Origin of the sequence: Streptomyces sp. NPDC101776 (genome assembly GCF_044766845.1) — a bacterium.
GTDB lineage: Bacteria > Actinomycetota > Actinomycetes > Streptomycetales > Streptomycetaceae > Streptomyces.
Genome location: NZ_JBIWMV010000028.1, coordinates 51,520 through 71,870, shown reverse-complemented (window position 1 = coordinate 71,870; position 20,351 = coordinate 51,520). Strand labels below are relative to the sequence as shown.

Annotated in this window: 20 protein-coding genes and 1 pseudogene; 9 read left to right on the top strand and 12 right to left on the bottom strand. The window is 68.5% G+C overall.

The window, feature by feature from the left end; genetic code table 11:
• Positions 1-226: 226 nt before the first annotated feature.
• Positions 227-967: a DUF6879 family protein gene (locus ACIRRY_RS46755; RefSeq protein ID WP_403985640.1), complete on the top strand. Its 741-nt coding sequence runs from the start codon at positions 227-229 to the stop codon at positions 965-967.
• Complete coding sequence (locus ACIRRY_RS46750) at positions 964-1,812, top strand: helix-turn-helix domain-containing protein (protein ID WP_403985638.1); 849 nt, start codon at positions 964-966, stop codon at positions 1,810-1,812. Before ACIRRY_RS46755 ends, ACIRRY_RS46750 begins: the two co-directional genes overlap by 4 nt.
• A gap of 171 nt (positions 1,813-1,983) precedes the next feature.
• Here ACIRRY_RS46750 and ACIRRY_RS46745 read toward each other — a convergent pair whose 3' ends face one another.
• Complete coding sequence (locus ACIRRY_RS46745; protein ID WP_403985636.1) at positions 1,984-2,115, bottom strand: hypothetical protein; 132 nt, start codon at positions 2,113-2,115, stop codon at positions 1,984-1,986.
• Between the two features lie 30 nt (positions 2,116-2,145).
• Between ACIRRY_RS46745 and ACIRRY_RS46740 the strand changes: the two genes are divergently transcribed.
• The 5 genes and pseudogenes from ACIRRY_RS46740 to ACIRRY_RS46720 form a co-directional block, all read left to right on the top strand.
• Positions 2,146-2,343: a hypothetical protein gene (locus tag ACIRRY_RS46740; protein ID WP_403985634.1), complete on the top strand. Its 198-nt coding sequence runs from the start codon at positions 2,146-2,148 to the stop codon at positions 2,341-2,343.
• A 273-nt stretch (positions 2,344-2,616) separates the two neighbouring features.
• Entirely contained in the window at positions 2,617-3,054 is a 438-nt protein-coding gene (locus ACIRRY_RS46735; protein ID WP_403985632.1) for a hypothetical protein, read from the top strand.
• A gap of 83 nt (positions 3,055-3,137) precedes the next feature.
• Positions 3,138-3,527 (top strand): hypothetical protein, encoded by a 390-nt coding sequence (locus ACIRRY_RS46730; protein WP_403985630.1) that lies wholly within the window; start codon positions 3,138-3,140, stop codon positions 3,525-3,527.
• A gap of 188 nt (positions 3,528-3,715) precedes the next feature.
• On the top strand, positions 3,716-4,564 hold the full coding sequence (locus tag ACIRRY_RS46725) for a hypothetical protein (RefSeq protein ID WP_403985628.1): 849 nt from the start codon (positions 3,716-3,718) through the stop codon (positions 4,562-4,564).
• 299 nt (positions 4,565-4,863) lie between these two features.
• Positions 4,864-5,796 (top strand): annotated as a pseudogene (locus ACIRRY_RS46720) (hydrolase); the annotation flags it as partial.
• A gap of 83 nt (positions 5,797-5,879) precedes the next feature.
• Here the strand turns inward: ACIRRY_RS46720 and ACIRRY_RS46715 are convergent.
• The 4 genes from ACIRRY_RS46715 to ACIRRY_RS46700 all read right to left on the bottom strand — a co-directional run bounded on the left by ACIRRY_RS46715 (position 5,880) and on the right by ACIRRY_RS46700 (position 10,838).
• Positions 5,880-7,382 (bottom strand): alpha/beta hydrolase domain-containing protein, encoded by a 1,503-nt coding sequence (locus ACIRRY_RS46715; protein WP_403985626.1) that lies wholly within the window; start codon positions 7,380-7,382, stop codon positions 5,880-5,882.
• A gap of 56 nt (positions 7,383-7,438) precedes the next feature.
• Positions 7,439-8,047 carry a TetR/AcrR family transcriptional regulator gene (locus tag ACIRRY_RS46710; RefSeq protein WP_403985624.1) on the bottom strand — a complete coding sequence of 203 codons (609 nt, stop codon included), beginning with the start codon at positions 8,045-8,047 and terminating at the stop codon, positions 7,439-7,441.
• 104 nt (positions 8,048-8,151) lie between these two features.
• Positions 8,152-9,561 (bottom strand): HupE/UreJ family protein, encoded by a 1,410-nt coding sequence (locus ACIRRY_RS46705; RefSeq protein ID WP_403985622.1) that lies wholly within the window; start codon positions 9,559-9,561, stop codon positions 8,152-8,154.
• Positions 9,558-10,838 carry a DUF3500 domain-containing protein gene (locus ACIRRY_RS46700; protein WP_403985620.1) on the bottom strand — a complete coding sequence of 427 codons (1,281 nt, stop codon included), beginning with the start codon at positions 10,836-10,838 and terminating at the stop codon, positions 9,558-9,560. The genes ACIRRY_RS46705 and ACIRRY_RS46700 overlap by 4 nt, the downstream gene beginning before the upstream one ends.
• Before the next feature lie 279 nt (positions 10,839-11,117).
• On the opposite strand from ACIRRY_RS46700, the gene ACIRRY_RS46695 reads away from it, so the two are divergent.
• Complete coding sequence (locus tag ACIRRY_RS46695; RefSeq protein WP_403985618.1) at positions 11,118-11,429, top strand: hypothetical protein; 312 nt, start codon at positions 11,118-11,120, stop codon at positions 11,427-11,429.
• Between the two features lie 78 nt (positions 11,430-11,507).
• Here ACIRRY_RS46695 and ACIRRY_RS46690 read toward each other — a convergent pair whose 3' ends face one another.
• The 3 genes from ACIRRY_RS46690 to ACIRRY_RS46680 all read right to left on the bottom strand — a co-directional run bounded on the left by ACIRRY_RS46690 (position 11,508) and on the right by ACIRRY_RS46680 (position 15,170).
• On the bottom strand, positions 11,508-11,933 hold the full coding sequence (locus tag ACIRRY_RS46690; protein ID WP_403985616.1) for a hypothetical protein: 426 nt from the start codon (positions 11,931-11,933) through the stop codon (positions 11,508-11,510).
• A 267-nt stretch (positions 11,934-12,200) separates the two neighbouring features.
• Positions 12,201-13,733 (bottom strand): MFS transporter, encoded by a 1,533-nt coding sequence (locus tag ACIRRY_RS46685; protein ID WP_403985614.1) that lies wholly within the window; start codon positions 13,731-13,733, stop codon positions 12,201-12,203.
• Between the two features lie 63 nt (positions 13,734-13,796).
• Positions 13,797-15,170: a DUF445 domain-containing protein gene (locus ACIRRY_RS46680; protein ID WP_403985612.1), complete on the bottom strand. Its 1,374-nt coding sequence runs from the start codon at positions 15,168-15,170 to the stop codon at positions 13,797-13,799.
• Between the two features lie 106 nt (positions 15,171-15,276).
• Between ACIRRY_RS46680 and ACIRRY_RS46675 the strand changes: the two genes are divergently transcribed.
• Positions 15,277-16,629, top strand: a complete 1,353-nt coding sequence (locus ACIRRY_RS46675; RefSeq protein WP_403985610.1) for an SGNH/GDSL hydrolase family protein — start codon at positions 15,277-15,279, stop codon at positions 16,627-16,629.
• 22 nt (positions 16,630-16,651) lie between these two features.
• Here the strand turns inward: ACIRRY_RS46675 and ACIRRY_RS46670 are convergent, their stop codons facing one another.
• The 4 genes from ACIRRY_RS46670 to ACIRRY_RS46655 all read right to left on the bottom strand — a co-directional run bounded on the left by ACIRRY_RS46670 (position 16,652) and on the right by ACIRRY_RS46655 (position 20,282).
• Positions 16,652-17,509, bottom strand: coding sequence for a DUF1707 domain-containing protein (locus tag ACIRRY_RS46670; RefSeq protein ID WP_403985608.1), 858 nt, complete (start codon positions 17,507-17,509; stop codon positions 16,652-16,654).
• A gap of 90 nt (positions 17,510-17,599) precedes the next feature.
• Complete coding sequence (locus tag ACIRRY_RS46665; protein ID WP_403985717.1) at positions 17,600-18,577, bottom strand: ATP-binding cassette domain-containing protein; 978 nt, start codon at positions 18,575-18,577, stop codon at positions 17,600-17,602.
• A gap of 39 nt (positions 18,578-18,616) precedes the next feature.
• Entirely contained in the window at positions 18,617-19,393 is a 777-nt protein-coding gene (locus tag ACIRRY_RS46660; RefSeq protein ID WP_403985715.1) for an ABC transporter permease, read from the bottom strand.
• An 88-nt stretch (positions 19,394-19,481) separates the two neighbouring features.
• Positions 19,482-20,282, bottom strand: coding sequence for an ABC transporter permease (locus tag ACIRRY_RS46655; RefSeq protein ID WP_403985606.1), 801 nt, complete (start codon positions 20,280-20,282; stop codon positions 19,482-19,484).
• Between the last annotated feature and the right edge of the window lie 69 nt (positions 20,283-20,351).

The following is a 20,351-nucleotide window of genomic DNA, read 5'->3' as shown; positions in this document are numbered from 1 at the left end:
AGAAGGCGGGTCAGCCAAGAAGTGATCTGGCACCCCAACGAGCTGCGCACTCGAACGAACCACTCACCTGCACCCTGATACGGCGCCTCCGCATCGGTACTGCCCGATACCCCTTGCGCGCAATCCCAGCACACCGCGCTCGATGCGCAATCTGCTGCAATCCCGAGATACGCCCGACTCCCGCTCACGCATCCTGGATCTCCAACAACCGCATCCGGAGGGTGATATGACGCTCAGGTTCCTCGGTACGACCAGTGACGACGGGGACTGCCCCACCCTGTACGAGATCGAGGGCACGGACGAGATCCTTATACAGGGTGAGCGGGAAACCGATCCCGCGCACCTCACCCAACTGCGCGACGTCAAGGAGTCCGAGACCTTCGTCCGTGTGCCTCGCGGCCTGCTCAGTCGCTATGCACCGAAGAGTGACGTGCCTGAACTCCAGCCGTTCGCCTCGATCTCCGGCCTCTTTCGCGACTTCAAGCACACCGCTTGGCGCTTGGAAACCCGCCGTGGTTACGCCTCCGACCGCAACAGCCCCAAGTGGGCTCGGTTCGTCGCGGGTGACGACATCACCGGTGAACCGGACAACTCCTGGCGTGAGAACGTGCGCGTGCAGACCGCACTGGGCAAGCGGTTCGAGCGGGTCCGGGTGGTCGACCAACCGCTCACCCAGGGACAGGACTTTCTCCTCGCGAGCGCGCCCAGCAATGTCGCCGCAGGGGAGGACATTCGCCACCTGACTCGCGCCCAAGCACAGCAACTGCGGCTGCCGGACTACGACTTCTGGCTCTTCGACTCCAAGATCCTCGCCCGCTTCGCGTTCGACACCGAGGACACCACGCTGGGCGTGTACATCACCGAGGACCCGGCCGAAGTCCTCGTCGCCTGCCAGGCCCGGGACGCCGCCTGGCACCATGCCGTCCGTACCGAAGAGTTCGCCAGGCGGGTACGTTCCACCGTGTGAGCACGGACTATCAGACCGCCAGAGAGGCCCTCGGCGCGCGGTTGCGCGAGCTGCGCACCGAGGCTGGTCTGGAGGGCAAGGACCTTGCTGCCAAGCTCGGTTGCCAGCCTTCGAAGGTCTCTCGGCTGCAGAACGGCAAGCAGACTCCGACCGCCGCCGATCTGACCGAGTGGGCGCAGGCGTGCGACCGACCGGAGGCCGAAGCCGAGCTCCAGGGTCTGCGAGCCGGGCTGGAAATGAAGCAGCGGCACCGCTCTTGGCGACGCCAGTTGGCCGGCGGACACCGCGGCCGTCAAGAGATCGCTGTCCGCCAGACAGAGGCCACGACGGCGATCCATGGGCTTGAAGTGTCGCGCGTACCAGGGCTGTTCCAGACTCCGGAGTACGCCCGCGTCATCTTCGACTCCAACGCGGAGTTTCGGGGTATCCCACCGACCACCGAGGCCGCCGTCGAAGCCCGCATGCGCCGCCAGGAGTCGCTGTACGACCCAGCAAAGACCTTCAGGTTTCTCGTCTGCGAGGCCGCGCTCTACCACCGCTCGTGCCCCGCGGACGTAATGGCCGAGCAGTTGGACCGGCTGTACAACTTGGTGGGCCAGCGCCGGATCGAGCTCGGCATCCTGCCCTTCGGCGCGCAGTTGCGGCGTACGGCCCCACACGCCTTCTGGATCTACGACCGACGGTTGGTCATCGTCGAGACGATCAGCGAAGAGCTGTGGCTCACCGGCGAAGAAGACATCCAGTTGTACGAGCGAGCTTGGGAATGGCTCGCCGAGTCCGCCGAGTACGGGCCGTCAGCGCGCCGCTTGATTGGGCGGGCAAGGGCATCTTTGAATCCCTCATAGGCAATCCGCTGCAAGCCCCGCCACTTCATACGCAATCACGCGCAATCACCGTATCCGTGCGCAATTGCGCCGCCTAACGTCCTAGTCATGACCACAAAGCCCGCCTTGTGCGACGGACCTTGGATGGCGACCAGCGCACCCTCCTCACACGGAACGGATGACGAGTCGGATTCACCACTGCTCGGTCGGCTTCTCGTACGGTCTGCTGTCGGGCTGCGCGACCGCACCGCAGTGCAGGCCCTCGTCGAGGAGGAGTTGCTTCTCGCTCGGGACCGCGTGCGTAGAGCCCTCGTGACTCAGCAAGATGGCGTCACGGCGTGCAGGTGGGAGAGCATGGCCGGGCATCTTTACACGCTGGGACTCGACGAAGGCGAGCGAGCATTCCTCGGGTTGGTGTTGTCGATCGTGGGCGTGCAGCAAAGCTATCTCGCCTCGGTGGAATACCTCGATGAGCGCCGCCTGAGAATCGTGCTCCAGGCAATGCTTCGGCTGGCTGACAACAACCAGATCGCAATCGGCACACGAATGTGAGCCTACGAAGCCGGCAGACGCCCTCTGGGACACCCCGAGCTTGATAACACCCCCGCTGCTCCCGCCGTCGATACGCCTTCGCCATGTCGCACGGTGGGCTCCGAGGTCCCTCTCCCAAATGCACTACGCCTATGCCCGGTTCCCGGAAACGGGCTACCCGAAAATCCCTCAACCGCGAGGTGAAGCAGTGCTCCACACAACCCCACCAGGACCCGACAGGCCACCGGGTCCGACCCCGCCCACCCTCGGGACGAGCGCGAAGGAGAGCACGCGATGACCACCGCTGTAGCAACCACACCCCGCACCGGCCGCTCCCTCGTCCCCGACGCCGACTTCCCCATGCTCGCGGCGTTCTGCGCCGACGAGTACGGCCTCGAACGCGCCGTCGCCGACCGGGTCGTAGACCAAGCCCTCGCCCTGGTCTTCGTCATGGGCTCGACAGGCGAAGGCGCTTCCATGGCCCCGTCCCAGCAGGTCGACCCCGGCTGGCACACGCTCATCCTGCACACCGACTGGTACGCCAACTGGTGTCAGGAGCAGTTCGGTTACTTCCTGCATCACCAGCCGAACAGCAAGACCCGTACCGGCGGCCTGATGACCGAGGTCGTCAAGAAGATCCGGGCGGCCGGCTTCAAGGTCGATGAGCGGCTGTGGGGTACGGCAGCGGAGTGCAACCCGCCGGCCTGCTGTGGCGACGGGCCCTGCTGCTGAGTCTTACCCAACTCCACGGGCGGCCCAGCATCCCCCGTGCCGGGCCGCCCGGCCAGCTCCTCATCCCAGAACGGACTCGCACTGTGCCGCTCACCGTGCTGACCGCCACCAGCCGTGTGACTGTGTTTCCCCTCGAAGGCCTCACCGTCGCCTACACCACGCAGTCCAGCGACGAACGCGGACTGGGAGACATCGGGCTGGTCACCGTCGTAGGCAAAGAAGGAAGAGAAGGTGATCAAGACGACGGAGACGCTCTCTGGCAGTTGGCGCGCGGCCTCGGCGGCCGTACGAACGGTGGGGACCAGGCCCGATGGATCATCACGCAGGCGAGTCGCGCGCGGACGGTCAGGGCGTACACGGACCTGCCGTGCGTGAAGTGGACGGCGCACGTCAACCGGCGCTTCGAGCTCGACGCGCTCTTCGCCAATCACGACATTCTGATGACCGGCCGGATTGCGCTGATGAGGCTCTGAGTAGCGATCCGAGATACTCGGCGAGACCTCCCCGCGCCGACGCCGACTCCCCGGCCCTACTGCCCCGTTGCGCACTATTTGCACAGAGGATCTTCACTGATCCCGACCTGGGTTCATATGATGCGGAGATCAACAGGCCCGGCCAAGTGGAGACTTGGGCGGGCCTCTCAGGTTCCTGTGGGGGTTTCATGCGTATACGCGTTGCGGCCGGCGTTGTCTCCGGTGCCGTCGTTCTGTCCGCGCTCGGCTTTCCGGTCGGCGCTCAGGCGGCGGAGCGTAGAGGTGCTGCGACGGGGCTGAGTTCCTTCGCCTCGGCGGCCGTTCAGCCCAGAGACTCCCTGGGCAACACCAAGTTCTCGCACGCCGTCATCAACGGCGGCAAGGACATCGTCCTCGGTACCACCGGCACGAAGTCCGTCACCGTCACGTTCACCGCCACGGACCCGAGCGGCGTCGCTCTCACCGAGGCCTTCCTGTGGCAGGGGACCGACAGTTCGACCACGGACGGCATCACCGGTGGGCTGGGGACGGACGACGACCCCGACTGCACGGAGACGGCGACCCAGGGGACGTACACCTGCAAGGCCGTTTTCAATATCCATCCCGCCACCGATATGAAGGACAACGGGGTGGCCGGGACCTGGAAGCTGTTCCTGGGGGCCTGGGATCTGTACGCGAACGCCAGTTACAACGACGACGTCGCCACCGCCGCGATCAAGAAGGCCTCCACGCTGACCGCCGACGCGACTCCCGAGCCGGTCAAGAAGGGGAAGACCATCGCGGTCACGGGCAAGCTCGCCCGCGCGAACTGGTCGACGGGCAAGTTCGCGGGGTACGTGTCCCAGCCCGTGAAGCTGCAGTTCCGGAAGAAGGGCAGCAGTACTTACACCACCCTCAAGACGGTCAAGACCAACAGCACCGGCGTTCTGAAGACCACCACCAAGGCCACAGTCGACGGTTACTACCGCTACGTCTTCGCCGGCACCGCCACCACCGCCGCGGCGACCGCGCCCGGCGACTTCGTCGACGTCCGGTAGGCGGCTCGGTTCGGATTCGGGCTCGGATTCGGGTTCCATTCAGGTTTGGTTCAGGCAGTCGCGGCTCTCCATTCCTCCTGCCCGTTCCGCCGAGTAAGAGATCTACGTGAACCGGCGGGAGGCCCTCCCGCCGGTTCCGATCGCGTGTGTACCGTCCTCCCTTGTGTCGATCGGTGATCACTCAACTACCGTTCTACGCGCGAAGATTCACCACAGTCAGCGACATCCGCAGCACCCGCACCCCCCGTTCACTCCACCCCCCACTCATGGAATCCCCCCACTTCACGGAGGTTCACCGGATGCCCAGTCTTGGCAAGTTCACGTCACATCGTAGGTTCACCACCGCTCTCACCGTGTTCGGCATGCTGGCCACGGGAGCAGCAGTTCAGGCCGCCACCGTCACCCCCGCCGCTGCGGCCACCACCCACCGCGTCCTCTTCGACGACGGCCACGCCGAAGAAGCGGGCAACGCGGACTGGATCATCTCCACCAGCAAGCCCGACCCGCTGTCCCAGGACTCCTCTCCCTCCTCCGACAAGGACTGGACCGGAGCCCTCTCCTCGTGGGGCATCGCGCTGCAGAAGACCGGTGACTACAGCCTCAAGACCGCTACCGGCGCGCTGACTTACGGGGGCTCGTCGGCGAACGACCTCTCGAACTTCGACACGCTCGTGCTGCCCGAGCCGAACATCAAGTTCACGACCGCCGAGAAGACCGCCATCATGAACTTCGTGAAGGCCGGGGGCGGGCTGTTCATGATCTCCGACCACACCGGGTCCGACCGCAACAACGACGGCTACGACGCGGTCCAGATCCTCAACGACCTGATGACCAACAACAGCGTGGACTCGACCGACCCGTTCGGGTTCTCCATCGACTCGCTCAACATCGGTTCCGGCTACCCGGCCGCCATCAGCGACAGCAGCAACCCGGTGCTGCACGGCTCCTTCGGTACCGTCACCAAGAGTCTGATCGCCAACGGTACGACCGCCACGATCAAGCCCGCCGACAACTCCGCCGCCAAGGGGCTGCTGTACCGCAGCGGTTACTCCGGCAACACCGGCGCCTTCTTCGCGACCAGCACCTTCGGGAGCGGCAAGGTGGCGTTCTGGGGCGACAGTTCGCCGATCGACGACGGCACCGGGCAGTCCGGCAACACGCTCTACGACGGCTGGAACGACACCGGCGCCACCAATGCCGCCCTCGCCCTCAACGCCACGGCCTGGCTCTCCTCGTGAGCCGACACCGGTACTGAGTCGGCGACTCCGGCTCCGGGAAAGCCCCCCGGCGCCGAAGTCGCACCTGCTCATCTCTCTCAGCCGCCGATGTCGGACCTCACCGCCGCCTCGACGAGCTTCGCCGCATCCGCCGGCCTGATCGTCCCGGCGGCGACCGCAGCCGCCGTACGGATGGCCCACTGCCTGACGAACTCCGCGTGGGTGGGGTACAGGGCGGCAAGTCTCGTGCTGGTGAGGGGAGTTGTCGTGCCGAACAAGAAGCAGAACTGCGCCGATCCCGTCTGGCCCAGGCCCGAGAGGGCGGCGACCGGTGCGTCTACCGCAGGGGTGCGGATTCCGCCGGTGGCGTTGCCGTTGGCGTCCAGGACGAAGGCCGGGGTGCCGTCGCTGCTTGTGGTCACCTGTAGCTGAGGGGTCTTGGCTGGTGGGATTCCGGTCAAGACCCAGCTGCGCAGGGCGTGTTGGGCGCCGTTCATGACGTAGTGCGCCGGGCCGGTGTTGATCGGGGCGGCGCAGGAGAAGCCGGGGGTGCCGGTCGGTGGGTCGAGCATGGTCCCCAACTCCCGCAGGGTGACGGTCCCGTCGCCGGTGTCCGTGGCGCCGACGTTGGCTACGTAGTCGTCGGCGTGCGCGGTGCCGGCCACCTCCCAGAACCGTAGGCGTGCCGTGTTCGGTTGACGGGCCGTCAGGTATCCCAGGAGCATCAGGTCCGTCTCCGTCTGCACGGTCAGCACCGGCACATCCGTGTCGGTGCGGAACTGGACGACCGCGGGGGTCGGTACGTCGGCCTGGGGCGCTTGCGAGAGGGCTGCCGCGAATCCGGCCCTGCTGTGGACGAGGTATCCGTCATAGGTGTGCGCCAGGGGCTGGACCGCGTTGATGTACGTGGTGAGGCGGAACGCCGACTGGGACTCGCCCTCGGCCAGCACCGCGCGCGGGCGGAGCCCGTCGAGGATCGTGGCCGCGGAGTCCCGTACGGCCTGTCCGGCCTGGGAGAAGATGTCGTAGGAGTAGCTGTCTCCCGGGTGGGAGAGCGTCGCGTAGCGGGCTGGGTCGGCGGCCTTGGTGGCCGCCACGCCGGCCGCCTGGGCGGAGACGCCGATCCAGGCGTAGCCCTCGCGGATCAGTTCGTTGTGGGTGTAGATCCACTCCGGGGCCACGTCCAGGCCTGCGGAGACGTTGAGCCACTCCACCACGACCGTCCCGTTGAAACGGGATGGATTGGATGGCCTGTTCATGACAATTCTTGTCGTGTACGGCGCGGTGCTCGCAGGTGTCACGGCCCAGCGGCCGTCCGAGCCCAGCGGCGCGGCCGAGCTGTAGGACGTGGCGGTGCCGGAGAGGAAGAACTCCGACTGCGTGTACCCCACGCTCGCCAGGTCGAATGCCGTGCCTTGCAGTACGACTGCGCCCTTGCCGCCGGTGACCGGACCGGTGACCGTCGCCGTACCAACTGCGGTCGCAGCCTGGGTAGTTGGCGCCAGGATCCCCAGGAATCCTAAGAGCAGGCAGACGTTTGCCGCGACAACCAGCAACGAACGCGGGCGACTTCGGGTAGGTGGCCGTTGTCTCGTGTTCATGAGTGATGCCTCCTCATAGTCGAGGCCTCGTAGTCGACGCCTCACGGTTGATGTCTCTACGGCTCGGGAAGTCCCGCCCGCAGTCGCGCCAGCGCGTCGGCCGTCAACTCGGCCAGGTCCAGGCGGCCTTCGCTCTCCAGCCACATGAAGACCGCAAGCCGTAGGGTGTTCGCCGCCACGACACCGGTCAGGCGCGGGTACAGGTCGCTGCTCGCGTCCGTTCCGGTGCGCTCGGCGATGACCACGGTGAGCTGCTCGCCCAGCCGCTCGAAGATCGCCAGTTGCGAACCCAGCAGGGCCCTGCTGGCCATGACCATCCGTACCTTGACGGCCAGTTGATCCAGTTGCTCGGGCGGCAGGAACGCCGAGAACGTCAGCGCGTGCCGTAGCGACTCCCACAGTGGTTCGGCGGGCGGGCGGGTGCGCAGTCCGTCGGCGATGTAGCCCATGCCGTCGACCAACTCGGCCACGATCGCCTCCTCCTTGCCGGAGAAGTAGTTGCGGAAGGTGCGCGGGGACACGTCCGCGGCCTCGGCTATCGCGTCGGCGGTGACGTTGTCCACCCCGCGCTCCAGCGCCAGCCGCATCGCCGCGCTCGCCAGCGCGGTGCGCGTCCGCGCCTTCTTGCGCTCCCGTAGGCCAGTCAGACCTGTCTCCGCCGTCACGCCCCGGACGGTACTCCGACTTGCCGGAAGGGAAAAGATGCCGGGACGGCAAGTTTTTTGGGAGGGGCGAGCCGACCCTCACGTGCTTCAGCCCGCACCCGCCTCTACGGAACCCTGGACAGTGCCGCTCCGGAAGCTGCGGGCTCCGTTGCCTTCGACTGCTCCAACTCCGTTGGTCTGCGCCCACGTTGGCGGACGATCAGCGTCCAGCCGATCGCCGCGACCGCCGTCAACGCGAGCGCTGTCAGCATCCCTGTCGTATGCGAACCCGCGCTGTCCGCCACTCTCGCCACCGGATTCGGCAAGCCCAACCGATCCGCCAGCCAACCCACCGCCGCCGTGGCCGTGATCAGCGCGCCGGTCACCCGTAGCGCGGGCTGTACCCGGAGGCGGGCCAGGACCAGCAGTGAGGGCAACGCCAGGCAGACCAGCAGGAGTTGGACCAGTTCGATGCCCAGGTTGAAGGCCAGGAGGCTGGTCGCCAACTGGGCTGTGGACAGGTGCATTTCGGCGAGGACGAAGGAGAACGCCATGCCGTGGCCCAAGCCGAAGACGCCGGCCACCAGTGCTTCCTTGCCGGGGAACAAGGGGCGGATCGCGTGGATCGCGCCCACCAGGATGCTGGCCGCTATGAACGCCTCCACCGGTCTGCCGGGGATCTCGAAGCGGGTCAGGGCAGTTGCGGCCAGGGCGACCGAGTGGCCGACCGTGAAGGCGAGTGTGATGCCGCCTATGCGTGTGAGTGCCGCGCGGGGGCCTGCCAGGCCCCCCTTCCAGCGGCCGCCGGTTGCCAACAGGGGTGCGGGCAGCAGCAGGATGAGCAGGAACAGGAGGTGGTCGGTGCCGGTGAGGATGTGGTCGCCACCGAGTTCGAGCATGGCGACGAAGCCTCGCCAGGCGCTGCCCTCGCCGAGGTCGACCGTCAGCGGCGGGACCTTCATGTGGCGGACGTCGAGGCGGATGGTGCCGACCTGCGTGGCGCCGTCGCCGGTGACCCGGCCGGCCGACCAGTCCTGACGGACCGACACCAGGGTTATGTGGGTGACTACTTGGTGCACTATCACGTCGTAGTCGAGGGTGAAGTGGCGTACGTCGGCGCCGACGGGCGGGGTGAACACCGCCTTGGCCAGCAGCTCGCGGTACGGGCCGGTGGAGGTCTGTTCGGTGCGGCTGAGGGTCAGCGCGCCGATGGTGACCTGCCAGGCCTCGCCCTTGAGGGTGGTCGGGTGGATGTGGGCGGCGAGGTAGCTGCGGATCGCCTTCGATCTGGTGGGGAGGGCCGACGAGGCGAGGGTGTTGAGGTCGATGCCGCTGGCCGTGGTGAAGTCGCCCACCGGCAGGGCCAGTTGCGCGGTGACCTCGTCCTTGTACACGTCGAGCTGGACCACCGAGTGCGGCATCGGGTGCGCGGCGGCCGGCGACGCTCCGAGCAGGAGCGTCGCCGGTACCGCGATCGCGATCCCGGCCACCAGGCGAAGTAGCGCTGTGGTCAGCCAAGTTCGCGGTGTGGTCATGAGAAGGTGAACTCGCTGCCGTAGTCGCGGGTATGGTCGCGGTACACGGTGTGGTAGTGGATCTGGTCGCGGTACACGACGCCGTTCTGGCAGACGAACTCGACCCAGACGCCGGGTCCGTCGATGCGCACGTAGTCGCCCTGGGTGTCGAGGGCGGTGGTGCCGGAGTAGGCGACGTAGGTCTGGTTCAGCTCGTGTTCGTACGTCTTCATGAGCTTCTTCGCGGTGGCGTCGTCCACGTTGGCGATCCAGGGGTGGATGGCCTTGAGGACCAGTTGCTTCTGCTTGGGCGAGAGCGTGCTGACCTTGATGCCCTCCTTCGTCTCCGGGAACTGGCCGTCCTGGCCCGGGCCGAGGAGTACGTCGCTGAACGACGCGGAGAGCTTCGCGGTGGCCAACTGGTCTGTGTTCAGGCTGCCGGTGAGGGCGAGCAGGCCGTCGCGCATGGTCGCGAGCGGCGCGTACGTGGTGCCGTCGTCGTCCGTCCAGGAGCTCGGCTCGACCCCGACGAAGAACGGGCTGGAGCCTGCGGCCTTGCCCTTCTTGTAGGTGAGGTTGAGGGCCAAGTGGTGGCCGCCGAAGTGCAGTTGCCAGGTGCCGGTCGTCGAGGGGGTGCCGAGGAAGGCGAGGAAGTAGACGCCGCTGCCGTAGCCGCCCATTCCGCCGCCTCCGGTGCCGCCGGAGGGTGGAGTGCCGGTCGGGACGTCAGTCGGCGCGTCCGTCGCGGAAGTGCTGGGGGACGCCGTCGCGGACGGGTCCGCCGAGGCCGTGCTCGACGCGGTGTCCGACGGCGCGGGGCCCGCGGAGCTGGTGCTCTGAGCCGAGTCGAGGATGTCGTCGGCCTTGATGATCTGGGTGATCTGGTCGTACCCGGTGTTCTTGCCGGTACCCGTGGCCAGCTTCAACACCTTCATGGCGGCGGCCAGTTGGGTGTCCGTCAGGGAGCCGAGCTGGATGCCGGGGCGGCAGGACGAGCCGCACGGGAGGTTCGACCACGCGGTGGCGTTCGCCTGCGAGAAGTCGAGCAGGGTGGAGGCCTGCTGGTCGGCGTCCAGCGTGTTCAGGAACGCGTTGGCCGCGCTGACCACGGCGGCGGTGCCGGTGGCCTTCTTGTCGACCGGGCGCTTGACGCCCGCCGCCGACTTGGCGGTGCCGGTGTCCGTCGAGGCATTCGCCACGGCGAAACCGCCGCCGACCAGCACCATTGCCGTGACGGCTCCGGCTATGCCACGCCAGGTCCTTCTCGTGCGCACCAGCCGGGTTCTGTCCTTACTCACGAACGACTCCTTCGATTCCAGTAATTCCGGAAATTCCAGAACGGGATGCCTGCCCATCCGGGCAGCACCCATCGCCGCTCGTCAGCGGGTGCAAGCAGGTTCGCGCGATTGTTGACAACAATATCGACGCTCTTACCTAAATCTCAATGGACCATCACGTAGATAAAATAAGTTTCAGGTTTCATAGCAACGGGACGTCAATTCAAAGAATTCGCCCAGCATTTGACAGGTTATGCTTGTCGCGCGAATTAGGGTTTCCTGCTATCGGAGAGGCACATCATGGCCAAGGTCCCCAGCGTTCCCAGCGCGGTTCTCGCCGCGAGCGGGCTCGTCGGCGGGTACGGCGTCGCCCGCTGGACGAAGAAGCGTCAACTGGGCGGGGTCGTACTGGCCGTTGCCGGGGCCGCCGCCGCGCAGCAGTGGCGCCGGCGGGCCGGCGGAAAGGCGGCCGGTGCGCTCACCGTCGCCTACGTCGCCGCGTTCGCCGGGTCCCACCCGCTGGCCAAGAAGGTCGGCGCCTGGCCCGCCGTCCTCGGGGTCGCCGGCGCCGTGGCCCTCGCGTCCTGGGCGGTCGCCGACCGACGCGACTGACTCCGTCGGCGACCGGAGGGGCCAACTCGCCCACCGCACCCACGCGTTGTCACCAGGAGGTGCGCTCGCTACGGCCGCTCAGCAGCCGTGGGCCGACAGCACGCCCTCCGCCGACTCCTCCTCCTCGCACGGCCGGAGGCGTCTGCCCACCGCCGACGCCACCAGCACCCCCGCGCCGATCACGAGCGTCGCGAACGCCCACTGCTGGGGCCATGCGGTCTCGTCGGGCCAGTTGGCGTACCCCTCGGGGTGCGTGATGTACATCAGGGCGGCCGGGGGCACCGCCACCAGCAGCAACGGCCAGGCCAGGTCGTCCCGGTGGCCGAAATAGCCGGCCAGGAGCAGCAGGAGCAGTTCGAGGACCAGCGCGCCCGGGGCGGACGCCCCCGTCCAGACGACGCAACCGAAGTACGCCGCCGACGCGAGGGCGACGCCGAGTATGCGGGTCAGCCAGCGTTCCGGCCAGGGACGCGTCCGCAGGGGGCTCAGCAGCTTCTCGGTCATGTGTACGAGGGTTCCCCGGGGCGTCGGGGCGCGACAGAGTACGCGTACTCAGATCCGGCGAACCCGGATCTGTCCAACTCGGGGCCGGCGAACTCGGATTCAGCGAACTCGGGGCCGGCCAAGTCGGATGCGGCGAACTCGGATCCGTCCAACTCGGATTCAGTGAACTCAGGTTCGGCGAACCCGGCACCCTCGCCCCTCGCCCCTCGCCCCGCACCCCGCACCCCGCACCCCGCACCCCGCACCGACCAGCCCGACACCGCCCCCTTACGCCGACCCCGCCGTACCCACCGCAGGCGACTTCACCGCCGTCAGCGGCGTGGCCACGTCCTCCAGCGACCGGCCCTCCGCCCGTACCGCCAGCACCGCCGCCACCAGGCCCGCCGCGCACATCAGCCCCGCCCCGATCTGGAACGCGAGCACCGTGTCGGCGACCTTGCCCGTGGCGGTGAGGTCCGCGAAGAGGAGGGGGCCGCTGATGCCGCCGGCCGCCGTGCCGAGGGCGTAGAAGAAGGCGATCGACATGGCCCGGGTCTCCATCGGGAAGATCTCCGAGACCGTCAGATACGCGCTGGACGCGCCCGCCGACGCGAAGAAGAGGACCGCGCACCAGCACGCCGTCATCGTGGCCGCGCTCAGCGAACCCCGGTCGAAGAGCCACGCCGTGCCGAACAGCAGCAACCCCGAGAGCAGGTACGTCGACGAGATCATCACCCGGCGGCCCACCGTGTCGAAGAGCTTGCCGAGCAGAAGCGGGCCCATGAAGTTGCCGACCGCGATGACCGCGAAGTAGTAACCCGTGTTGCCCGTCGGGACGTTGAAGAAGGTCGTCAGGATCGCGCCGAAGCCGAAGGTGATCGCGTTGTAGAGGAACGCCTGGCCGATGAAGAGGGAGAAGCCGAGCGTCGCGCGCTTGGGGTAGTCCCGGAAGATCGTGCGGGCGATCTCCGCGAACGAGACGCTCCTGCGCTGGTGGATGGTGATCTCGCCCTCGGCGGGCGGCAGTTGGTGGCCCTGTTCCGCCTCGATCCGGCGCTCGATCGAGGTCACCACCTCGTCCGCCTCCTTGTCCCGGCCGTGGATCAGCAGCCAGCGTGGGCTCTCCGGGACGTGCCGTCGTACGAGAAGGATCACCAGGGCGAGTACGGCGCCCAGCGCGAAGGTCAGGCGCCAGCCGACGTCCGCCGCGAAGACGCTCGTGTTCAGGGCGACGATGGACAGGAGCGAGCCGCCCACCGCGCCCACCCAGAAGCTGCCGTTGATGATCAGGTCCACGCGGCCCCGGCAGTACGCCGGGATCAGCTCGTCGATCGCGGAGTTGATCGCCGCGTACTCGCCGCCGATGCCGAAGCCCGTGAGGAAGCGGAACGTGAAGAACCACCAGGTGGAGAAGGAGGCGGCGGTGAGCGCCGTCGCCGCCAGGTACACCACCAGCGTGATCATGAAGAGCTTTTTGCGGCCGTAGAGGTCGGTGAGGCGGCCCCAGAAGAGGGCGCCCACGCAGGCGCCCGCCACATACAGCGCCGCCGCGATACCGGTGACCTGGCCGGAGCTGATCGGCAGACCGCTGCCGGGCTCGGAGAGACGGCCCGCGATGTTGCCGACGACCGTGACCTCCAGGCCGTCGAGGATCCATACGGTGCCGAGGCCGATGACGATCGTCCAGTGCCAGCGGGACCACGGGAGGCGGTCCAGCCGGGCGGGGATGGACGAGGTGATCGTCCGGCCGGTACCGGCCGGGGTCTCGGCGCTCCCCCGCCCGCCCGGACTCGCGCCGGCACTCGCACTCGCACTCGTCATGGGGTCCTCCTCGTCGAGCGAACCCCCTCCGGGTGCCCCCGGAAATCGCCCTCTACACCCCGCCTACACCCCCACCACCCGCGTCACCGTATAGATCAACAACCCCGCCAACGACCCCACCACCGTGCCGTTGATCCGGATGAACTGCAGGTCACGGCCGATGTTCGCCTCGATCTTGCGGGTCGTGTGCTCCGCGTCCCAGCCGGCCACCGTGTCCGTGATCAGGGAGGTGATCTCCTTGCGGTAGGTCGTGACGACGTAGACCGCCGCGCCCTCCAGCCAGCCGTCGACCTTCGCCTGGAGCTTCGGTTCGACGGCCATCCGCGCGCCCAGCGACATCAGCGACGCCCGCACCCGCAGCCGTAGCTCACTGCGCTCGTCCTCGGCGGCCGAGACGATCATCGAGCGTACGGACGTCCACGCGCTGGCGATCAGGTCCTGGACCTCGCCGCGGCCCAGGACCTCGCCCTTGAGGCGCTCCACGCGCGCGCGGGTCTCCGTGTCGGACTGGAGGTCGGCGGCGAAGTCGCCGAGGAAGCGGTCCAGGGCGCCACGGGCCGGGTGGGAGGGCATGTCGCGCATCTCGGTGACGAAGCGGAGCAGTTCCTTGTAGACGCGCTCGCCGATCCGCTTGTCGACGAATCTCGGGGTCCAGCCGGGCGCTCCGCCCTCGACCGCGTCCATGACCTGCTCGTCGTGCAAAACCAGCCAGTCGTGCGCGCGGGCGACGATCAGGTCGACGACCCGCCTGTGACCGCCGTCGGCGACGATCTTCTCCAGCGTCTTGCCGATGCCGGGCGCGATCTCCTGGGCGTCGGCGCGGCGGGTGATCGCCTCGCCGACGATCGCCTGTACGTCGGAGTCGCGCAGGACGGTGAGGGCTCCGCGGAGAGCCGCGGACAGCTCGGCCGTCACCCGGTCGGCGTGGTCCGGGTCCGCCAGCCAGGCGCCGAGGCGGCTGCCGATGCCGACCGCGCGCAGACGCTGCCGTACGACCTCCTCGGAGAGGAAGTTCTCGCCGACGAACTCGCCCAGCGAGACGCCCAGTTGGTCCTTCTTGGTGGGGATGATCGCCGTGTGCGGGATGGGCAGGCCCAGGGGGTGGCGGAAGAGCGCCGTGACCGCGAACCAGTCGGCCATCGCGCCCACCATGCCCGCCTCGGCCGCCGCCGCGACATAGCCCGCCCAGGGGCCCGCGCCCGAGCTCGACGCCCACTTCGCGAGCACGTACACCACTGCCACGAAGAGCAGCAGGCCAAGCGCCGTCAGCTTCATCCGGCGGACGCCGCGCTGCTTCTCCTCGTCGGCCTCGCTGAACGTGGTCATCGTGCGGCGGGACGCACCGCCCCCGGCCGCGCTCGCCGCGCCGCGTTCCGCGCCCGCTCCGGTACGTTCCACCCGCTCCATCCGCTCCACCCGTTCGCCGGTACCGTGCATATTGTCCCTTCCTGACCGACTCCTGGAACGGGACAGGAGTTCCCGCTGTCACCCGAAAGTGCAGAATGGCAGGGTCCTGCCACTCACCCGAGGAGATCCGCACCGCGTGACCAAGCGACGTGCCGGGGGCGTGGGGGTGCCCCCCACACAACATCGTGCCCTGCTGTCCGCGATCATCACCCTGATCGTGGCCCTTTCCGTCTCCATCTACGTCGGGGTCTCCGCCGACGACGGCAGCGGCGGGAACTCCCCCGCCGGCGGGCGCGCCCCGCACAACTCCGCCGCCCCCGCCTCGGCCGGTACCTGGGTCGGCGCCTGGTCCGCCGCCCCGGTGGCCGGTGAGCGCGGCACCGAGCGGACCGGGCTCGCGGGCCGCTCGGTGCGCAACATCGTCCACACGAGCGCCGGCGGGACGGGTGCCCGGATCACCCTCTCGAACCTCTACGGCGAGACCCCGCTCACCCTCACGCACGTCTCGATCGCCGTCGCCGCCGGCCACAACAGCTCCGCCGCCGCCCGGGGCACCATGCGCCGGCTGACCTTCGGCGGCGCCACGTCCGTCACCATCGCGGCCGGGCGGCAGGTGCTCAGCGACGCCGTACGCCTCCGAATACCGCAGGGCGCCGACGTGTTGGTCACCACGTACGCGCCCAAGGACTCAGGCCCGGCCACCTCCCACCCGTACGCCCGCCAGATCTCCTATCTCGCCACCGGCGACCGCACCGAGGACACCACCGGCACGCCGTACACCGAACGGACCGCGATCTGGCGCTACTTGACCGCGCTGGACGTGCTGAGCGACGAGGCGGACGGCACGGTCGTCGCGTTCGGCGACTCGATCACCGACGGGTCCACCTCGACCGAGAGCGCCAACCGCCGCTGGCCGGACGCCTTTTCGCAGCGGCTGCGCGCCGCCGTGACCGCCGGGCAGGACGTGCCGCGCTACAGCGTCGTCAACGCGGGCATCAGCGGCAACCAGATACTCGTGAGCCTCGACGGCCGGCCCGCCGAGAACCAGAGCGGCCTCGACCGCTTCGCCCGTGACGTGCTCGGCCGCCCGAACGTCAAGGTCGTCGTCGTCGACCTCGGCGTCAACGACGTCCTGCACGGCGCCCCCGCCGACCGGATCCTCACCGGTCTGCGCACCCTGGTACGCCAGGCGCACGCCCACGGCATCAAGGTCGTCGGCGCGACCCTGATGCCCTTCGGCGGCCACCCCCGCTACTCGACGGGCCGCAACGCCGTACGCCGGCAGGTCAACGCGGCGATCAGGAGCGGCAAGGTCTACGACGCCGTCGTCGACTTCGACAAGGCGCTGCGCGACCCGTACGACCCGCGCAGGTTCGCCCCCGAGTACGACTGCGGCGACCATCTCCACCCCAACGACCGGGGCTACCGGAAGATGGCCCGCACGATCGACCTGGCGGACCTCAAGGGCGGGGTCCCGGCCCGGCTCTGAACCGTGCCCGCTGAAAAAACTCTCAGTCCCAGTCCCGGTGGCGCCGCTCCCGCCGCTCCCGGTGCCGCTCGCGCCGTTCCTCGTGCCGTTCCTGGCGCTCCTCGTGCCGGCGCCGCAGCGCCTCGCGGTGCTCGTCCATGGCCTCGCGGTGGGCGTCGTGCAGACCGGACAGGGCGTCGCGGTGCGAGCCGTGGAGCTCCCTCGCCGAGGAGCCGCCCTCCAGCTTCTGCCGGCGCCGCTCCTCCTTGAGCCGCTGCCGCTCGGCCCGGGGCAGCTTGCGCTCCACTCCGACCCCGCCCCAGAAGGCGAAGCCCGTGACGATCACGCGCGGGGCGCCCGGCTCGCCCGGCACGCCCTCCTGGCTGTGGTCGAAGCCGCCCATGATGCCGATGCCGCGGACGACGACCTCGACGCCCGGCGGCACGATCACCTGCACACCGCCCATGATCGCGATGCAGTTGATCTCGACCTCGCGGTCCGCGAAGGTGGCCTCGCGCAGGTCGATCTCGCCGCCGCCCCAGAACGCGAAGCAGGTGAACCGCTTCGGGACCGTCCAGCGGCCCTTGCGCTGGAACGCGGACATGATGGCCACACCACCGGACGAGGACCCCTCGCCGCCGACGATCCGCCCGGCCCAACTCCCGCTGTCCACCGGGTCCTTGACCATGTTCACCGGCGGTGGGGCAACCCCGGGGGCCGGCAGGTCGCGGGTGATGGGGGTCAGTTCGGCGTAGGTCCGCGCCTTGTACGTGGCCTCAAGACGCTCCTCGAACTCCTCCATGTCGAGGCGCCCCTCGGCGACGGCGTCGCGCAGGACCTCGGCCACGCGCTCACGGTCGGCGTCGGATGCGCGGAGCTCCGGGACTGCGTCGTCGGTCATACGGAGCAGCCTACGAGGTCGCGACACGAAGGGCTACGAGAGGCCGGGAGGCTGCTTTCCCCACCGGTCAGGAGCCGCCTTCTCCACTAGTCAGGAGACCGCCTTCTCCGCCTGCTCCGCGTACATCTTCGCGATCACCGCCTCGATGTCCGGCTCGCGCACCGACAGGTCCACCATCGGATACTCCGCCGCGATCCGCGCGACCAGCGGAGCCGCCGACTCCGACGCCGGGAACGCGAGCCACTGCCGGGGTCCCTCCACCTTCACCACCCGCGCGTCCGGCACCTCGATCGGGGGCAACTCCCGTTCCAGGTCCACGACAAGGGTCCGCTCGCTCTCCCCCGCCTCGTGCAGCCCGGTGAGCGGACCGTCGTACATCAGACGGCCGTGGTCGATGACCATCACGCGGGAGCAGAGCTGTTCGATGTCCTGGAGGTCGTGGGTGGTGAGGAGGACCGTGGTGCCCTGTTCGGCGTTCAAGTCCCGCAGGAACTCCCGGACCTTGGCCTTGGAGATGACGTCGAGGCCGATGGTCGGCTCGTCGAGGTAGAGCACCTCGGGGTCGTGCAGCAGGGCCGCCGCGATGTCGCCGCGCATCCGCTGGCCGAGGGAGAGCTGCCGTACAGGGACGTCCAACAGGGCGCCCAGTTCGAGGAGTTCGACACAGCGGTCGAGGTTCTCGGCGTAACGGGCGTCGGGGATGCGGTACATGCGGTGCATCAGCTTGTACGAGTCGATCAGCGGGAGGTCCCACCACAGGGTCGTGCGCTGCCCGAACACCACGCCGATGCGGTGCGCCAGGCGGGTGCGCTCGCGGGACGGGTCGATGCCGGCCACCCGCAGCCGGCCCCCGGACGGGGTGAGGATGCCGGTCAGCATCTTGATGGTGGTCGACTTCCCGGCACCGTTCGGACCGATGTAGCCGACCATCTCACCGCGTGCCACGGTGAAGGAGATCGAGTCGACGGCCCGCACCTGCCGCCGCTCCCGTTTCATGAACCCGGTCTTCTTGCGCACGTCGAAGATCTTCTCGACGCGGTCGAGTCGAATGAAGTGCTCGTCCTGAATGACGTGCTCGTCCTGATCGGAGCGCTCGTCCACTGGTCCTCAACTTCCCGTGCTTCGGTACGACTTGAGCCCCGCACGCCAGGCCAGCCCGGCCAGCGCACAGCAGACGAGCGCCACCAGCGGCGAGGCGAACTGCGCGCCCGGCGGCAGATCCAGCGGGTACGGCCGCCCCAACACATAGGACGCCGGTACCCAGTTGACGAAGGCGAGCGGCAGCATGAAGGTCACGCCCCGCACGAAGTCCTTGCCGAAAACGACCGGCGGATACGACAGCAGGGTGTTGCCGCCGTAGGTGAACGCGTTCTGCACCTCGGCCGCGTCCTGCGCCAGGATCTGGAAGGCCGCGCCCGCCACGAACAGCGCCCCGAAGATCGCCGCCCCGCAGACCAGCATCACCGGCACCAACAGGAGCTTCCCGACAGTCCAGTTGACGTCGACGTGCAGCAGCGCCCACCCCAGCACCAGGCCGCCCTGGGTGATCCGGCCGAGGCGGCGCAGCGCGAAACGGTCCGCGCCGATCTGGGCCAGCACCGGTGCCGGGCGCACGAGGAGCGTGTCGAAGGAGCCGTCGCGGATACGGGCGCCGAGCACGTCCATCGAGCCGAGCACCAGGTCGGAGATCCCGAACGCGGTCGCCGACAGGCCGTACAGGAAGGCGACTTCGGGCAGCGACCAGCCGCCCAGCGAGTCGACCCGCGAGAACATCAGCAGGATCGTGACGAAGTCCAGGCCGGTCACCAGCAGGTTGCCGACCACCGTGATGACGAAGGAGGCGCGGTAGGCCATGCTCGACCGGATCCACATCGCGGCGATCATGCGGTAGGCGCGCAAACCCTCGCGCCAGCGCGGCAGTTCACCGAAGTCCACGTGCCGGTGGGTCACCGCCTCACTCCTTCGGGTCGTGTCAGCCACCCTGGACCACCACCCTTCGCGTGGCCGCCGACTGGAGCAGCCGGCCGGCCCCGATCAGCGCCACCGCCCAGGTCGCCTGGAAGGCGTACGCGGGCAGCAGGCCGGTCTTCCCCATCAGCACATCCGCGGGCACCTGGAGCTGCGCCGCCCACGGCAGCGCCCGTACGATCTCGCCGAGCGCGCCCGGGAAGGCGTTGAGCGGGAACACCATGCCCGAGCAGAAGATGCCCAGGATCATCGTGGCCTGGTTGACGCCCGTGCCGTCCAGCAGCCAGAACGTGCTCAGCGCGGCCAGATAGCGGATGCCGAAACTCACGAGTATCGCCAGCAGCAGCGCCACCAGCAGAGCCGCCCAGGAGCCGACGTCCGTGGGCAGCGCCATCGGGAAGAACAGCGCGCCGAAGACGAACGGGACCACGCCTCGCCCGAGCAGTTGGAACAGGGACCGCCCGAAGTCGGTTGCCAGGCTCCACAGTTGGAGATCGGCCGGCCGGTACAGGTCGACGGCGATGTCACCGGTGCGGATGCGCTCCATCAGGTCCTTCTCGAACCCGCCGCCCTGGATCGCCAGCGTCGCGTACAGGCACTGCCCCAGCCACACGTACGTCACCGCCTGCGCCTGGTCGTACCCCCCGAGATGCGGGCGCTCGTCCCACAGCGCCAGATACGTGTAGACGAGGACCACGCCGAACACGGTGTTGGTGAACACCCCGGCGAGCGTCGCCGCCCGGTACGTCGCGTACCGCCTGAAACCCCCCGCCGCGACGGCCGCGTACAACCGACCGGCACCCACCAGAAATCACCGTCCCCAATGTCTTGACACCGAAGCGCAGGAGCCTAGTCCGCAGGTGGTGACGCACGC

Bases quoted from the DNA above. Each gene is read 5' to 3' on its own strand.
- ACIRRY_RS46755 (WP_403985640.1), top strand. From the start codon at position 227: ATGACGCTCAGGTTCCTCGGTACGACCAGTGACGACGGGGACTGCCCC.
- ACIRRY_RS46740 (WP_403985634.1), top strand. From the start codon at position 2,146: ATGGCCGGGCATCTTTACACGCTGGGACTCGACGAAGGCGAGCGAGCA.
- ACIRRY_RS46735 (WP_403985632.1), top strand. From the start codon at position 2,617: ATGACCACCGCTGTAGCAACCACACCCCGCACCGGCCGCTCCCTCGTC.
- ACIRRY_RS46725 (WP_403985628.1), top strand. From the start codon at position 3,716: ATGCGTATACGCGTTGCGGCCGGCGTTGTCTCCGGTGCCGTCGTTCTG.
- ACIRRY_RS46715 (WP_403985626.1), bottom strand. From the start codon at position 7,382: ATGAACACGAGACAACGGCCACCTACCCGAAGTCGCCCGCGTTCGTTG.
- ACIRRY_RS46705 (WP_403985622.1), bottom strand. From the start codon at position 9,561: ATGACCACACCGCGAACTTGGCTGACCACAGCGCTACTTCGCCTGGTG.
- ACIRRY_RS46695 (WP_403985618.1), top strand. From the start codon at position 11,118: ATGGCCAAGGTCCCCAGCGTTCCCAGCGCGGTTCTCGCCGCGAGCGGG.
- ACIRRY_RS46690 (WP_403985616.1), bottom strand. From the start codon at position 11,933: ATGACCGAGAAGCTGCTGAGCCCCCTGCGGACGCGTCCCTGGCCGGAA.
- ACIRRY_RS46685 (WP_403985614.1), bottom strand. From the start codon at position 13,733: ATGACGAGTGCGAGTGCGAGTGCCGGCGCGAGTCCGGGCGGGCGGGGG.
- ACIRRY_RS46680 (WP_403985612.1), bottom strand. From the start codon at position 15,170: ATGCACGGTACCGGCGAACGGGTGGAGCGGATGGAGCGGGTGGAACGT.
- ACIRRY_RS46670 (WP_403985608.1), bottom strand. From the start codon at position 17,509: ATGACCGACGACGCAGTCCCGGAGCTCCGCGCATCCGACGCCGACCGT.
- ACIRRY_RS46660 (WP_403985715.1), bottom strand. From the start codon at position 19,393: ATGATCGCCGCGATGTGGATCCGGTCGAGCATGGCCTACCGCGCCTCC.